13 protein-coding genes are annotated in these 15,182 nt (G+C 42.0%); 5 read left to right on the forward strand and 8 right to left on the reverse strand.

Annotated elements, in window-relative coordinates; translation table 11 throughout:
- Nucleotides 1–53: 53 nt before the first annotated feature.
- The gene (locus WBJ10_RS00670) at nt 54–353 is read left to right on the forward strand and encodes a hypothetical protein (RefSeq protein WP_424287623.1); all 300 of its coding nucleotides are present in this window, start codon (nt 54–56) and stop codon (nt 351–353) included.
- Here the strand turns inward: WBJ10_RS00670 and WBJ10_RS00675 are convergent, their stop codons facing one another.
- From WBJ10_RS00675 to WBJ10_RS00695, 5 genes are read right to left on the reverse strand one after another with little or no spacing between them, the layout of a single operon-like run.
- On the reverse strand, nt 354–1,211 hold the full coding sequence (locus WBJ10_RS00675; protein ID WP_424287625.1) for an N-acetylglucosamine kinase: 858 nt from the start codon (nt 1,209–1,211) through the stop codon (nt 354–356). It lies immediately after the preceding gene.
- A 9-nt stretch (nt 1,212–1,220) separates the two neighbouring features.
- A complete protein-coding gene (locus WBJ10_RS00680) occupies nt 1,221–1,613 on the reverse strand; it encodes a response regulator (protein ID WP_424287627.1) in 393 nt (130 codons plus the stop codon).
- Nucleotides 1,614–1,664: 51 nt separating this feature from the next.
- The gene (locus WBJ10_RS00685) at nt 1,665–2,975 is read right to left on the reverse strand and encodes a TolC family protein (RefSeq protein ID WP_424287629.1); all 1,311 of its coding nucleotides are present in this window, start codon (nt 2,973–2,975) and stop codon (nt 1,665–1,667) included.
- Nucleotides 2,976–2,998: 23 nt separating this feature from the next.
- On the reverse strand, nt 2,999–6,121 hold the full coding sequence (locus tag WBJ10_RS00690; protein ID WP_424287631.1) for an efflux RND transporter permease subunit: 3,123 nt from the start codon (nt 6,119–6,121) through the stop codon (nt 2,999–3,001).
- A 2-nt stretch (nt 6,122–6,123) separates the two neighbouring features.
- Nucleotides 6,124–7,203, reverse strand: coding sequence for an efflux RND transporter periplasmic adaptor subunit (locus WBJ10_RS00695; protein ID WP_424287632.1), 1,080 nt, complete (start codon nt 7,201–7,203; stop codon nt 6,124–6,126).
- A 326-nt stretch (nt 7,204–7,529) separates the two neighbouring features.
- Between WBJ10_RS00695 and WBJ10_RS00700 the strand changes: the two genes are divergently transcribed.
- A complete protein-coding gene (locus tag WBJ10_RS00700) occupies nt 7,530–9,329 on the forward strand; it encodes a M61 family metallopeptidase (protein ID WP_424287633.1) in 1,800 nt (599 codons plus the stop codon).
- A 68-nt stretch (nt 9,330–9,397) separates the two neighbouring features.
- Here the strand turns inward: WBJ10_RS00700 and WBJ10_RS00705 are convergent, their stop codons facing one another.
- Nucleotides 9,398–9,871, reverse strand: coding sequence for a hypothetical protein (locus tag WBJ10_RS00705; protein ID WP_424287634.1), 474 nt, complete (start codon nt 9,869–9,871; stop codon nt 9,398–9,400).
- Between the two features lie 174 nt (nt 9,872–10,045).
- On the opposite strand from WBJ10_RS00705, the gene WBJ10_RS00710 reads away from it, so the two are divergent.
- Nucleotides 10,046–11,818 carry an AMP-dependent synthetase/ligase gene (locus tag WBJ10_RS00710; protein ID WP_424287635.1) on the forward strand — a complete coding sequence of 591 codons (1,773 nt, stop codon included), beginning with the start codon at nt 10,046–10,048 and terminating at the stop codon, nt 11,816–11,818.
- Entirely contained in the window at nt 11,805–13,511 is a 1,707-nt protein-coding gene (ggt, locus tag WBJ10_RS00715; protein ID WP_424287636.1) for a gamma-glutamyltransferase, read from the forward strand. The genes WBJ10_RS00710 and ggt overlap by 14 nt, the downstream gene beginning before the upstream one ends.
- On the opposite strand, the gene WBJ10_RS00720 is transcribed toward ggt, so the two are convergent.
- A complete protein-coding gene (locus tag WBJ10_RS00720; protein ID WP_424287637.1) occupies nt 13,500–14,060 on the reverse strand; it encodes a hypothetical protein in 561 nt (186 codons plus the stop codon). The genes ggt and WBJ10_RS00720 overlap by 12 nt on opposite strands.
- Before the next feature lie 57 nt (nt 14,061–14,117).
- Nucleotides 14,118–14,555, reverse strand: a complete 438-nt coding sequence (locus WBJ10_RS00725; protein WP_424287638.1) for a hypothetical protein — start codon at nt 14,553–14,555, stop codon at nt 14,118–14,120.
- A 183-nt stretch (nt 14,556–14,738) separates the two neighbouring features.
- Between WBJ10_RS00725 and WBJ10_RS00730 the strand changes: the two genes are divergently transcribed.
- A complete protein-coding gene (locus WBJ10_RS00730) occupies nt 14,739–15,170 on the forward strand; it encodes a MarR family winged helix-turn-helix transcriptional regulator (RefSeq protein WP_424287639.1) in 432 nt (143 codons plus the stop codon).
- The last annotated feature ends 12 nt before the right edge of the window (nt 15,171–15,182 follow it).

Below are 15,182 nucleotides of genomic sequence, written 5' to 3' on the forward strand. Positions count from 1 at the left end.
AATGATTTGGCTTGATTTTCGACGAGAAATAGAATCTAGAAAAACATGCTATCATGGTAAGGAATAAAATATCGGCCATCCGAAGCTGGATGAAGAAAATGGGGTTTGAATTAATTAAATCACACTTAGTAAATAACAAGGCAACTAAAATCAACTACTATAGTTTGGGTAATTTCGGTATCTATGAAGAAATATCCAAAGGCATAGAAGGTGGTGAAAAAAATGCCAGTGAAAAGCTAAGATTTATTTCCTGGACGCCATGGGGAATAGAATTCGAAGTAAATTCTGTAAATGACTTGAGCGAGGCTTACCAGGATTCAATAAACTACAATCCCGAGGTCATCTTTGGATAACTACAGGTTCTTCACTCCGTTATTTTGTATAAAAGCCGACAACTCGTCAATTGGGTGTTTTAAGATTTTTCCCACACGTACCCCTTTAAGCTCACATACCTCTATAAGTATTTCCTTAAAATGGAATGCAATGGATCCTACAAAGTGACAGATTTGTTTATTATAGTCGGGATATGACTGGATATTGGTTTCAACAAATTCTTCGAAACCAACTCTTAACAATTCGATTATGAATGGATGATTAATATTTTCGCTCATGAAGGGCGCAAAAGAAGCCAGAAACGAGTTGGGCGAAGGCTCCTGGTAAATACGTTTAATTACAGACTCCTTGTCGGCCACGTACTCCGCTTTGAACTTCACACTTAATTCGTCAGGCATCGTACCGTATAAGCAAGAGGTGAGTAATTTTCTTCCAAAATAAGTACCTGAACCTTCGTCGCCCAGAATATAACCCAAACCATGTTTGCTTTCATGGATTTTGGTACCATCGAAATACGAAATGTTGGACCCTGTTCCCAAAATACAGCATATCCCCTCAGATAATCCGCAAGTTGCATATACTGACGCAATGATGTCGATATCGACACTGACAAAAGCATTTTTGAAAACCCTAGAAAGCGCGTTTGTTATAATTTCCCTGCGATCAGGGCTGGAACAGCCTGCTCCGAAGAAATAAATCTCTTTAACCTCTTCTACATATCCCTGGATCTCCGGTGTGTTGTGAAATATCTGGGTAATATCTTTTTCAGATAAAAAAAAGGGGTTAATCCCTCTTGTTCTGAAATGTATGGTCTGTTTGTCGGGGAGTGTTAATATCCAGTCGGCCTTGGTTGAGCCACTGTCAGCAACTAGTAACATAGTAAATTTTTATATATCTTCGAGTATCTGAGTAGTTAAGGGCTTACCTATAAACTTTGAAACCAATTCATTTTCTTTAATCCTTTTTATGTCTTTAGGGTCAAGTGATGAAGAAAGAACACATATTTTGAATATGTTGGGCCTTAAGTTGGGAAGATCGACCAGGGATCTGAGAAACTCAAACCCACTCATCTCAGGCATTCTTAAATCGAGAAAAATAACTTCCGGGATATCATTTCCTGTAGCTAATGAATTGCGCACAAAATCGAAAGCCTCCTGCGGGGAGTCTTTCACGGTGATGCTTTCAGCGAAACTTGCGTTGTCCAGTATTTTACGATTGATCAGATTGTCGATATGATTATCGTCAATAAGAAGGACATTTTTATATTTGTACGCATTCATCCAACCAAAAATACTAAATTCTTCCACTTTATCACTAAAGAATTTTTATTTCTATAAAGTTAATGTTCCCGAAATCTGCTGAAGTGCAACTTCTGCTAACTTCGCCTGAAACTGAGCGTTCGTAAAACGGGCACTCGCGTCAATATAATTCCTCTGCGCCTCTCTGAATTCCAGCGGCGCAACACTTCCCAGCCTGAATTTTTCCATTGTAATGTCCAGGTTCTGGCGGGCAACTTCCAGGTTTTGCTGTTCCAGTTTCACCAGCTGAAGGCTTGTTTGAAAAGTCTGATATAAGGAGTTCAATTGTGCTGATACACTTTGGTTCGCTTTCTCAAATTCAATTTGGGCATTCTCGATTTCTATTTCCGCATTCTTTTCGTTTCGGTTCTGGAGCATCCCATTAAAAATGTTAATTGAAGCCGACATGCCATAATTAAAACCTCGTCCGACGGAATTTCGTGCAAACCCAAGTTCAGACGTCGATTTATTAAAATTATATCCAGAGTTGACCGTTACCGAAGGATACCGATCCGCTTTAACCTGTCTTAAATTAATTTCTGCAATACGCTTATTTATCAGCGCAAGCTGTAAGCCCGGGCTTTGTTGATTCGCAGAATTCTGCAATTCGGAAAGGCTAAGATTGTTTTGAATGATGATAGTATCTGATACGATGAAATCGGTGTTAAGATCTCTTGCCAGCAACTCATTCATCCTTATTTTAGTCCCCTTATAAATATTAAGCTGCCTCAGTAAATTGGTCGTATCCGTATTTAAGTCGACAGTAGCTGCTAAAACCTCCAATTTTGCTGCACGTCCGATGGTATATCTGTTTTGTGAATTCGTAAATCTTAATCTCGAGATATCTACTGCACCTCCTAATGCTTTTATCTGTTGCTGCTGCTGAACGAGGTCGTAATAATTGTTGATTACATCGGCCAAAGTAGTTTGGACTGTCAGCTTGAAATTGGTTTCTCCCAACTTTTGCAGTTCTTTCAGCTGATCGTACCGGGCATACATCCCAAATCCGTCAAACACACGCCAGCTTAACACCGGCCCATAAGCCAGGTTGGTATTCTTTGCACCATTTCTTTCCTGCGTCACGCCGCTCGAAAGCGTTTGCCTGGTATTTGAGCTAGTATTATTCGTGTTGAAATTTCCAGTAACGACGGGCAGCATGCCGGCATTTGCCCGGCTAACATTGGTTTTGGCTATCTCAATATCATTCCTTGTGAGTTTAATATCGTAGTTATTCTCGAGGGCAATCTGGATAGCTTCTTCCAGGGTCATCCTGTCTTGTGCGATTGAACTTAACGGAAATGCGAATCCAGCTAACAGATATAATAGTATTCTTTTGAATTTCATTCTTCGATGGGTAAACCCTTTAATTAAACGTGAGCAAGTTCCAGCTTTTCTTCTTTTTTATTTTTTAAGTCACCGTCCGAGTTGAACTCAGGATTTGCTTTATGTTCTTTCGACCACAATGAATAAATCGCCGGGATAACAAACAGGGTTAATACCAGGGAGAATAAAGTTCCGCCTATAATCACAATTCCCATACTCATACGGCTCTTTGCAGCAGCACCTAGGGCCATTGCAATTGGAAGGGCGCCAAGAGCAATGGCAAGGCTGGTCATCAAGATCGGGCGTAAGCGCGCTACGGAAGCTTCCACGATAGCTTCTTGCAGGGGTATCCCTCGCTCTTTAAGCTGATTTGCAAATTCCACAATCAGGATCCCGTTCTTCGTCACCAGTCCAATGAGCATGATCGTCCCAATCTGGCTAAAAATATTCCATGTTTGTCCAAATAGCCATAGGGATAAAAAGGCTCCCGCAACTGCCATAGGAACTGTGATAATGATGATCAGTGGATCGATAAAACTCTCGAATTGGGCCGCCAGGATAAGATAAACCAGGAGCAATGCAAGTCCGAACGCAAACGCGGTGTTCGATGAACTTTCCTGAAAATCCCGTGATTCACCACCCAAAGCCGTTGTGAACGTATCATCAAGTACTTTGTCGGCTATTCGGTCCATCGCTTCGATGCCATCCCCAATACTTTTTCCTGGTGCTAAACCGGCCGATACCGTTCCAGAAAGGAAACGGTTGTTATGGTAAAGCTGCGGAGGGCTGCTCACTTCTTTTACCGAGACGAGGTTGTCCAATTGGATCAATTGTCCCTGGTCATTTCTTACGAATGTGGAAGTCAGATCCAGTGGGTCATCCCGGTCGCTCTTAGCATACTGCCCTAATACCTGATATTGTTTACCGTTCATAATGAAATAACCAAAACGCTGACCACTTAAGGCTAACTGAAGCGATTGTGCTACATCCAGTACCGAAACTCCAAGACTTTGAGCTTTGTCACGGTTTATACTTACGTTAATCTCAGGTTTATTGAACTTAAGATTTACGTCAGTGTTTGAAAAGGTAGGATCTTTAGCTGCTTCAGCCATGAAAAGCGGAATCTTTTCCTGGAGCTTTTCAAAATTAGGTGCCTGAATAATAAATTGAATAGGTAATCCACCACGACGGTTTACAGAAATGGTAGGCTGTTCGGTAACTTGTGTCCTGCCAGCAGTGAACTTTTTAGTCATTTTGGTCAGATCATTTGCAATTTCATTCTGCGTGCGGTCACGTTTATCTGGCTCGGAGAGTCCAATTCTTAGAAACCCTGAGTTGGCAGAGCCGCCGCCGCCGAATGCCGGTGAGGTATAGACAATACTGACAACTTTCTCGGGTATCGAATCATTAACCAGTTTGGAAAGTTCGAGCATAAACCTGTCCATATACTCAAACGTAGCTCCTTCTGGTGCGCTTGCCTGTACACTCATAAAGCTCCGGTCGTCATAAGGTGCAGTCTCTTTCTGAAGATTAAACCAGAATAGTGCGATCATACCAATACACACCGCAATTATGGGGAAGCTTAGCCAGCGTCTGGTCATGAATGTTTTTAATGAGTCTGAGTACGAGGTTGTCATTTTCACGAAATAAGGCTCGGTCCTCATATAAAACTTCGATTTCTTCTGCACCCCGCCTTTCATCAAATAGGCATTAAGCATGGGTGTCAGGGTCAGTGAAACAAACGCTGAAATAAGGACCGCGGCCCCTATGACGATCCCAAACTCTCGAAACAGCCGCCCGACAAAACCTTCCAGGAATATGACCGGAAGGAACACGGCAGCCAGTGTTACGGAAATCGAAATTACCGCCCAGAATATCTCATTAGACCCCTCAATCGCGGCTTTGAAAGGCGACATCCCTTCTTCCACTTTTTTATAGATATTCTCAGTCACCACAATCCCGTCATCCACCACGAGCCCCGTGGCAAGGACGATCGCCAGAAGCGTAAGTACATTTACGGAAAAGCCGAAAATGTACATAATAAAGAAGGTAGCTATCAGGGAAACCGGGATATCGATCAAGGGTCTGAACGCTATACTCCAGTCACGGAAAAAGAGGTAAATAATCAGTATAACCAAGATAAGAGATATTAAAATGGTCTCGGCAACTTCAATGACGGAGTTCTTAATAAATACGGTGTTGTCAATCGCTGGTTTTAGCTCAATGTCCTTTGGTAATTCCTTTAAGATTTGCTCAAAGCGCTCATTAACCAATTTTGCGATTTCCAGATAATTGGTTCCCGGTTGCGGTGTAATGGCAAGACCGATCATAGGGGTACCCGACTCCCTCATGACGCTTTCCATATTTTCCGGTGCGAGTATAGCCTCCCCAACATCGCTGAAACGGGTAATACGATTTGAATCAGTTTTAAGAATCAGATTGTTGAAACCTTCTACAGTGTTCAGGTTGCCAATTGTTTTAATACCGAGTTCTGTATTATCGCCGGTCAGTTTACCTGATGGAAGCTCAACATTCTGCTGATTTAGGGCATTCCGGATGTCTATTGGTGTCAGGCCATATGCCGACAGCTTGTTTGGGTCAATCCAAAGCCGCATAGCATATCGTTTTTCGCCGTAAATACGCAAACTACTTACGCCCGGAATGGTTTGAAACCGTGGTACGATTGTATTATCTGCATAGTCGCTTAATTCCAGTGCACTGCGGACATCACTCTTCATGGTATAGATCATGATCGGCTGTGAGTCGGCGTCCTGTTTGGATACGACCGGCGGTGAGTTAATATCATCAGGCAAGCTTTGCGCAGCTTGAGAGACTTTATCCCGGATGTCGTTAGCAGCTTCCTCCAGATTCTTGTCAAGCATAAACTCGACAGATATATTACTTGATCCTTGGCTGCTGGATGAAGTGATATTACGAATTCCATCAATCGAATTGATCGCTTTCTCGAGGGGCTCTGTAATCTGAGATTCGATTACATCAGAGTTAGCCCCAGCATAACTCGTCCTTACCGAAATAATCGGAGGGTCGATAGATGGGAACTCTCTGATACCCAGAAAAGTGAACCCAATTACTCCGAAAAGTACAAGCACCAGGTTCATGACAATAGTCAGAACCGGTCTTTTTATGGCGGTAGAAGATAAGCTCATAATTAGTTCGGTGTTATTTTTACTTTTACCGGGCTATCTGCCTTTAAGGCCATGATTCCGGTTGTTAATACCGTGTCCCCTCTCTGAAGTCCAGACGTAACTAACACTTCCTTCTCCGTCCGGGTTGTTGTCTCAATCACAACTTCAACAGCTTTACCATTCCTGGCAACAAATACTTTTTTACCCTGTTCAATTGGAATTACGGCCTCCGTCGGGATGAGTATGGCATCTGTTATAGTCGCAAGAGGCAGGTCTACTTTCGCGAAACTACCTGGAAGCAAATCGCCGCCCGGATTAGCTGCCCTTGCAGCAATTTGAAGAGTGCGTGAGGTGGTGTTAATGCCCGGGTCAATAGCATAAACCGTGGCGCTGTGTTTTGTGGCGGAGCCGGCAACAGAAAATTGAATAGTTGATCCGGTTCGCATTTGCTGCGAATATTTTTCAGGGACAGAAAATATCACTTTAATAGGGTTTATACTTATGAGACTGGCTACAACGGTAGCAGGAGTGACGTAACCTCCAACAGAAACAGTCCGAAGACCGATTCGTCCGCTGAAAGGGGCTACTACTATTGTTCTTGAGATTTGTGCCCTGATCAGTCGTGTCGCTGCCTGTAAGGTGCTTTTATCAGCCAGGGCGATATCATACTCTTCCTTGCTGATAGCCTCTTTTTGCAAAAGAAGTTTTGCTCTGCGCTCGGTTTCTGCAGCAAGTTTTTCGCGGGTTAATGCCTGGGACAATTGCGCCTGCAGTTCAATATCGTTGATTTTTAGTAAAGCTTGCCCTCTTCTGACATTGCTTCCTTCTTTAAAATATAGTCCTTTAATAATGCCGGATACTTCCGACCTGATTTCGATTTGCTCATTAGCTTCCAAAGAGCCCGTTACAGAAAGGGAATTTGAGAAGTTTTTCGGCTCAACCACTATACCGCTTACGGGAATGCTTGCCCCCGGAGGACCGCCTTTTCCCCCCGGACCACCTTTTCCCCCAGCATCCCTTTTGTTATTGGATTTAATTCTGTAAGCTACAAAAACTCCAAAAAGAACAACGAGAAGTGCGTAAACGATATACTTAATTTTCATAGTAAGGGTTATAGGTTAATCTGAAGAGGTTGGGTTAGATGAAATTTCTATTTAAAATGGGTAATAAAGATATTTTGTAATGGTTATGACTCTAAAATTTAGACTACAAATCGAAAAAAGGTTTAACATGCATAGATATATTTCCTTTTCCGGAACATTTTTTGAACTCTCGTAAAATAAAAATATTGAAGATAGCAAAAATGGTTACACACAAAGCTATTTGTTCTAATTTCAATTATGGATGTTGTACCAACTATTTTACAGCTTAAGCCCGGCACCTACCATTAATTCAAAGCATAAAACTTATTTTTGAGACAAAAAACAATATGAAATATATATCACTTGTAATTTTTATGGCAATTCTAACAACGACCTTAAGTGCCCAGGAGAAAATCGCCTTTACTGTATCCTTCTCGGAACCTCAGGCCCACTATGCCGACATTGAAATGGAAATATCTGGATTGAAAGATAATCAGGTAGATCTTAAGATGCCAGTCTGGGCGCCAGGGTCTTATCTTATCCGCGAATTTGCTAAGAATGTAGAAAGTTTCAAAGCAGTGGATAATTCCGGCAAAAGTTTGAGTGCTAATAAAATTGATAAGAATACCTGGAGGGTAAACAACGTGAAGGGTTCTATCAAAGTTAGTTACCGTGTTTATTCGAATGAGATATCAGTCCGGACTAGTTTTGTCGATGAGTCACATGCATTTTTATCGCCTACAGGCATATTTTTATATCCTGCAGGCAAGCTGCAATTGCCATCTACAGTTACAATCATTCCACATAAAGGCTGGACGAAGATTTCTACGGGGCTGGATAAAGTTGCCGCTAAAGAGAATACGTATTCTGCCCCTAACTATGATATCCTTTATGATTCTCCTATAGAAGTAGGTAACCAGGATATTTTCTATTTTGATGCAGCTGGCGTAGCTCATGAAGTTGCGATGTACGGCGGGGGTAACTATGATAAGGAAGTTTTGAAACGCGACATGGCCAAAATCGTTCATGAGCAGACCAAAGTCTTCGGAGTTAATCCTAATAAACGGTATGTTTTCATTGTACATAATTTTAATTCTGGCGGTGGTGGTCTCGAACACCTCAACTCTACAGTTTTAGGTGCAAGCAGAAATGCGTACAATACAGAGGCAGGTTTGTTGAGATTTTTATCATTGGTATCCCATGAATACTTTCACTTATGGAATGTGAAGAGGCTGCGCCCGATAGCTCTTGGGCCATTTAATTATGACGAGGAGAACTACACCACTAATTTATGGATCGCGGAAGGTTTCACCGCTTATTACCAGGACGTCTTTACAATGCGTGCTGGATTATTGAGCTCTGAAAACTATATTTCCGGCCTTGCATCAGCAATCAGTGCCCTTGAGAATCAGCCGGGCAACAAAATTCAAACGCTTAGCGAATCGAGTTTCGACGCATGGATCAAGCAGTACCGCCCTAATGAGAATTCAAACAATTCGACGATCTCGTATTACAGTAAAGGAGCCTTAGTTGCCCTGATTATGGATCTGGAAATCATCCATTCTACAAAAGGTAAGGCCGGTCTGGATGAAGTGATGAAAGCAATGTATGATGAATACTATGTAAAACAGAAACGAGGATATACTGATAAGGAGTTTAAAGAGATGGCTGAAAAAATTGCAGGACATTCTTTAAATGACATGTATGACAACTATGTAAATGGCCTGAAAACAATTGACTACGATAAGTATCTCAATTACGCGGGGCTGGGAATTAAAAACGAAGCGGAAAAATCTGTTGAGCCATTCCTGGGGATCTCTACTTCCTTAAGAGAGGGTAAAATGTACATCTCCCAGGTTGCACGCGGAAGCGGTGCCTGGAACGATGGCTTGAATGTAAATGATGAAATCCTTTCTATTGATAGTTATCAGATAAAAAATACACGTGCGGGGTCAGTGGAGATGCTTAAGTATATTGCCACCAGAAAAGTTGGCGAGAAGGTAAAAGTTACGGTAATCAGAGATGGAATGGAAAAAGCAGTAGAAGTGTCACTAGGCAAAAGCCCTTCTCTAAAATACAGTATTTCTCCGACCGAGAATCCTTCAGTACAGCAGATGGCAGTGAGGAAGAGATGGTTGAAATTGTAAATTTGGAAATTAGCAAATTAGGGAATTAGCGAATTTGCTCATTCTCTAATTTGCTCATTCTCTAATTTTTATAGCGTTAATCTTATTGCAAGGCCAACATCACCTGTGCCAAAGTTGGTATCAGGAGTCAGCTCAAGTCTTGGTCTCCAGTCAACCGCAAGATTCAAAGGAACACCATCGAATTTGTAGTCAAGTCCGAGAACACCGTCAGCACTTAGAAAAAGGTCGCCTTCGAAGTCCCTACGTTTATAAGAACCAATACTACCACCACCACCATAATACCAAAGCAAACCAGGAGCACCGTTGATTGGATTGTGAACCTCGTACAATCCTGTCAGGATAAAGCGTTTGAAATCATCATTACTTCTTACTGCAAGGTTAAATTCCAGTGCTTTATTGGTATTAACAAATGTCTTGAAGTTTAACCCGTTGTAGGATCCAATTCTAACCCCGATAGCATTTTCATAGGTTTGAGCTTGTACATCTGATTGGCTTATCAATAACGCACAGGCAGTAAAGCAAATTAGCAGTAACTTTTTCATATTTTATTATTCTTTAATGGTGAGAGAGCGTACTCATGCCGCTTTCATAATTGTTTTTGTATGCACGGGCTTTTCAAATACAATGCCAGTTGCGCGATCTTTCAATTTTTCTTACGTCTAATACTTATTTTCATTAAATTGCTAAATTACCTTTAGGACCTATTCTAAATATTTATGGCTGAAATAACCCGGGTTTTCGATCTCCTGAATCTATCTCTTGAAAAGTTTAACAAGGAAGATATAGTGGCTTCCAAGAAGAATGGTGAATGGATCAAGTATTCCACGCAGCAATTTGTTGATGAAGCAAATGCTGTAAGCCGGGGGCTGGTAAGTAAAGGCATTAAAAAAGATGACAAAGTTGCCATCATGTCACCAAACCGGCCAGAATGGAATATCTGCGATTTCGGGATTATGCAAATTGGAGCAACGCAGGTTCCCATGTATCCTACACTCGCAGAGAATGATATTAAATTTATAGCAAAAGACGCTGAAATCAGACTGGTGTTCGTATCGGATAAGGCGCTGTATGATAAATTAAACACAGTTAGGCAAAGGGACAATGCCAACTTTGAGATTTTTAGTTTTGATACTATAGAGGGGGTTCCAAACTGGACTGAAATCGTTGAACTGGGAAGGAACAATTCCACTATAGATCTCGAGCAGTACCGCAGGGAAATTAAACCGGATGACCTCCTAACTCTTATTTATACATCAGGAACAACAGGTACGCCTAAGGGTGTCATGTTAACTCATAATAATTTGGTCACAAATGTTCGTGAGTCATCGAAGCTATATCCGGCAGGGTTTTCCCGGGCTCTGAGCTTCCTGCCATTGTCACATGTTTTTGAGCGAATGGTATTCTATATGTATTTCTATTTGGGAATATCAGTTTATTACGCACAAAGCATGGACACGATTGCGGCCGACATTGCTGATGTAAAACCGAATGGCTTTACTACGGTACCAAGGCTCCTCGAGAAAGTGTATGATCGTATTGTTGAGAAGGGTGCGGCTTTAACGGGAGTTAAACACAAGCTGTTCTTTTGGGCTTTAAACCTGGGCTTAAACTATGAGATGGATGGTAAAAACGGGCCCTGGTATGAGTTCCAGTTAAAGATTGCTAACAAATTGGTCTTTAGTAAATGGAGGGAGGCGCTTGGAGGTAATATCATGGCCATAGTATCAGGAGGCGCAGCGTTGCAACCCAGACTGGCCCGCGTTTTCTGGGCTGCCGGTATGCCTGTATTAGAAGGATACGGGCTAACAGAGACATCGCCGGTTATTAATGTTAACGGCTTGCGAAAAGGCGAGGCGAAGTTTACTACGGTGGGCAGGACTATCAAAGATGTGGAAGTCAAGATTGCTGAAGATGGCGAGATACTTTGTAAGGGGCCTAACGTGATGAAAGGCTATTACAATCGTCCGGACCTGAGTGCTGAAGTGATCGATAAAGATGGTTTTTTTCACACAGGTGATATTGGTGAAATTGTTGACGGACAATACTTAAGAATAACGGATAGGAAAAAGGAGATTTTCAAAACCGCTGGCGGGAAATATATTGCGCCTCAAATGTTGGAGAATAAATTCAAAGAGTCTATTTTTATCGAGCAGGTAATGGTTATTGGGGAGAACCAACGTTTCCCGGCAGCACTGGTATTACCCACCTTTTCTACCCTCGAGAAGTGGTGCGAAAAGTCTGATATACCTTACACTACCAATCAGGAAATGGTAAAAGACCAACGGGTTATTGACAAAATGTGGTCGGAGATTGAGAAATACAATGAGGACTTTGGAAACTGGGAAAAGGTGAAAAAGATAGAGCTGCTTCCGGTAGACTGGAGTATTGACGGGGGAGAATTGACTCCGAAGCTGAGCTTGAGAAGGAAAGCGATTTTAGAGAAATATAAAACACAAGTTGAGCAGTTATACAAAAATGCAAATCAGTAGAATTCAGGTTAAAGGCAGTTTTAAAGCTGTAATAATTGCAGCGGTTTTTCTTACATCATGCGTAGGCGGACAAATTGGGAAGAATGATAGTGGAGAATACAAAAACGGGATGGTTGTTTCCGCTCACCCTTCGGCCTCAAAAGTCGGCCTTGATATTTTAAAAAAGGGGGGTAATGCAGTGGATGCTGCGGTTGCTGTGCAGTTTGCATTAGCTGTAGTCTATCCTAATGCAGGAAATATTGGCGGTGGTGGTTTCATGGTTTATCGTTCTGCCCAGGGTGAAGTTGCAGCGCTCGACTTCCGTGAGAAGGCTCCGGGTATGGCTAGCCGCGATATGTACCTCGATTCAGCGGGTAATCCGATCACAGAAAAAAGTCTTTACGGACATTTGGCTGCTGGTGTACCCGGAAGTGTGGATGGTATGGTTCAGGCACATACCAAATATGGCAAATTATCATGGGCCGAAGTAATTCAACCCGCACTCGATTTAGCCAGAAATGGTTTCCCTATTACAGAGAGCCAGGCGAAAGAATTTGCAGGCGAGCAAATTGATTTCAGGAAATACAATCCTGGTAAATCCTATTATATAAAGGATCGCTGGGCAGCCGGCGAACTTTGGATTCAGGAAGATCTTGCAAATACTTTGGAGCTGATCCGCGATAAGGGCCGCGATGGTTTTTACAGCGGTACTGTTGCAGATTACATCGTCGCAGAAATGCAGTCGGGCGGTGGTTTAATAAGTAAGGAAGACCTTAAAAATTATCATGCTGTTTGGCGTGAACCAATAGTCGGGACTTACCGGGGTCACAAAGTCATCACAGTGCCGCCTCCCTCAAGCGGGGGGATAGCACTACTGCAATTGCTCAATTCAGTTGAACCTTTTCCCCTAAAACGCTGGGGACATAACTCCGATTCAACGATCCAGGTAATGGTTGAAGCAGAACGCAGGGTATATGCCGACCGGGCTTCTCATTTAGGGGATCCCGACTTTTATAAAGTGCCGCAAAAATATCTTATCCTTCCAATCTACTCTAAATTCCGGATGAGTAATTTTAACTGGAATAAAGCAACACTAAGCACAGATATTAAAGCTGGTGAAGTGCCTAAGGAAAGTGAAGAGACTACACACTTTTCTATCGTAGATAGAGCCGGAAATGCTGTTTCGATAACTACAACTATCAATGGCAGTTATGGATCAAAGGTATTTGTCAAGGGAGCAGGTTTCCTTCTTAATAATGAGATGGATGACTTCTCAGTTAAGCCGGGATCGCCGAACATGTACGGGCTGCTGGGCGGAGAAGCTAATGCAGTGCAGCCAAATAAAAGGATGCTTAGTGCGATGACGCCTACTATTTTAGAAAAGGATGGTAAACTGTTTATGGTTGTTGGAACTCCTGGCGGATCTACAATTATTACCTCTGTCTTCCAAACTATTCTGAATGTTATTGACTTCGATAATACAATGCAGGAAGCTGTAAGTGCGAAGAGGTTCCATCATCAATGGTTCCCGGATGATGTGCAGATGGAGAGAAAAGGATTGGATAGCATTACGATCGACAAGCTGACAAAGAAAGGCTACAAGTTCCGTGAACGCGGAGCTATCGGACGTGTGGATGCTATTCTTAAAACTAAGTGGGGCTATTATCAGGGTGGGGCAGATCCACGTGGTGACGATACTGCACTAGGCTGGTAAATCCGATTTTTGTTTCTGCGTTTTGGATGCCGGCTTTGAAACTGGTTCTTTTGATGTCTTCAGTAGAACAAGGCCGCTTAAAATGAAAAATATAAGTACAAGCCCTAAAAGTGTAAATTTCACAGCTGCAAAGAAAAAAGCCAGGTAAGCGTAAGCATCTTGCGGCGGGTAGTAAATCATTCCCAGCATAGAAAGATTTTCCAGAAGGTCACAGATAACTGCGGTTATTATAGAGATGCTGATCATTCGGAAATTATTGAACACATGTCTTTCCGGAAGTCTGCTGCAAATCCAGGCGCCCAGGAAGTAAAATGTTGCCCCATATAGAAAGAGGAAAACACAATCCAAAAAGATACTCCTTGTCAAAAGTTCCAGTTGACCACTGGCTTCCAGGGCTGATAAAAAGGCAATTGCTTTCTGGGCTGTCCCGATAAACTCAAATTCTAAGACCTGCGTGGTTTCTAGCGGAGTGGTCATGCTTCGCATCACAAACAGCCATGAAATTGTTAGAACCAAATAGGAGAAGAAGCGGAGCCTTTTGTGTTTCACTTAGAATGGTTTTTGGTCTGCCAAGGTAATTGATTTAAATCTTGTGTCCAAGATAATTTAAAGTATCCGCTTGAATGTGAATTTATTGGAATGATCATTACCATATGGATACCTCTGGAAATGTACCTGGCTCATTCCATCTTTTTCATAGACAGCAAGACAGTTCTCTTTCAAATGCTCAGCTATATTCTCATCACCCAAAACTAGTGTAGAAGGGTATGGTTTATTCGCTGGGAAGAAGTAAACTCTGGTAGTGCCGTATTTAGTATGAGGCATATAGTTTCCAAACTGCTCCATTTCTTTCCAGGGTTCACCCTCAACACTCACGGCATATACGCGGATCACCGGTCCGCTGTTTTGCTCATTTCTAACGAAGGCTACCTCTTTGAAATCCCCTTTTAAGTCTTTAATCCCGGGCTCATTTACTGCGTTCCATATAATGGCGATAATGATCAGCAGGACTCCAAGGCTTATATATAGTAGTTTCTTATTCAAAATTCAAATTTTGCTTGCCACTAAAGGTAAGTAGATATTGGTATTAACGATCAATTGACAGACTAATTCCTCAGAGAATTGAATTTAGGTTATCTTCCTTTTGCCTGTTCAATAAATTTATAAAGAAACTTGGTTATTTGATTCTTATTATTAAATTTGTTATGCTTGCATAGCAATAATTAGATGAAACCAGAAGAAACCGTAGATTACTTTCTTAAAATAGTTTGGCAAACCGTTGCAAACAAGTATAACCAGCTCGCTTCAGAACATGGTATTACACAAGCACTTGGCTATATGCTTATCAATATCCATGAAGAAGGCACCGCTGTATCACAGATAGCTTCATTATCCGGAGTGAAATCAACGAGCCTCTCCAGGATGCTGAATAATATGCAGGAACTCGGATTGATTTATCGGGAAACAGATCCTGCAGATAAAAGATCGGTGAAGGTATTTCTGACCCCCTTCGGTGTGGAAAAGCGACATATAGCTAAAGATGTGGTGAGGAAGTTCAACGAGTATTTAAATGCTCATATTTCAGATAAAGAACGGCTCCAGCTAATAAAGAGCCTGAATAAAATAAATCAACTAACCTTTGATTATAAACCTCAGTAGCTGGGTCCCACT

This window comes from Daejeonella sp. (genome assembly GCF_049655485.1).
Taxonomy (GTDB): Bacteria; Bacteroidota; Bacteroidia; order Sphingobacteriales; family Sphingobacteriaceae; genus Daejeonella.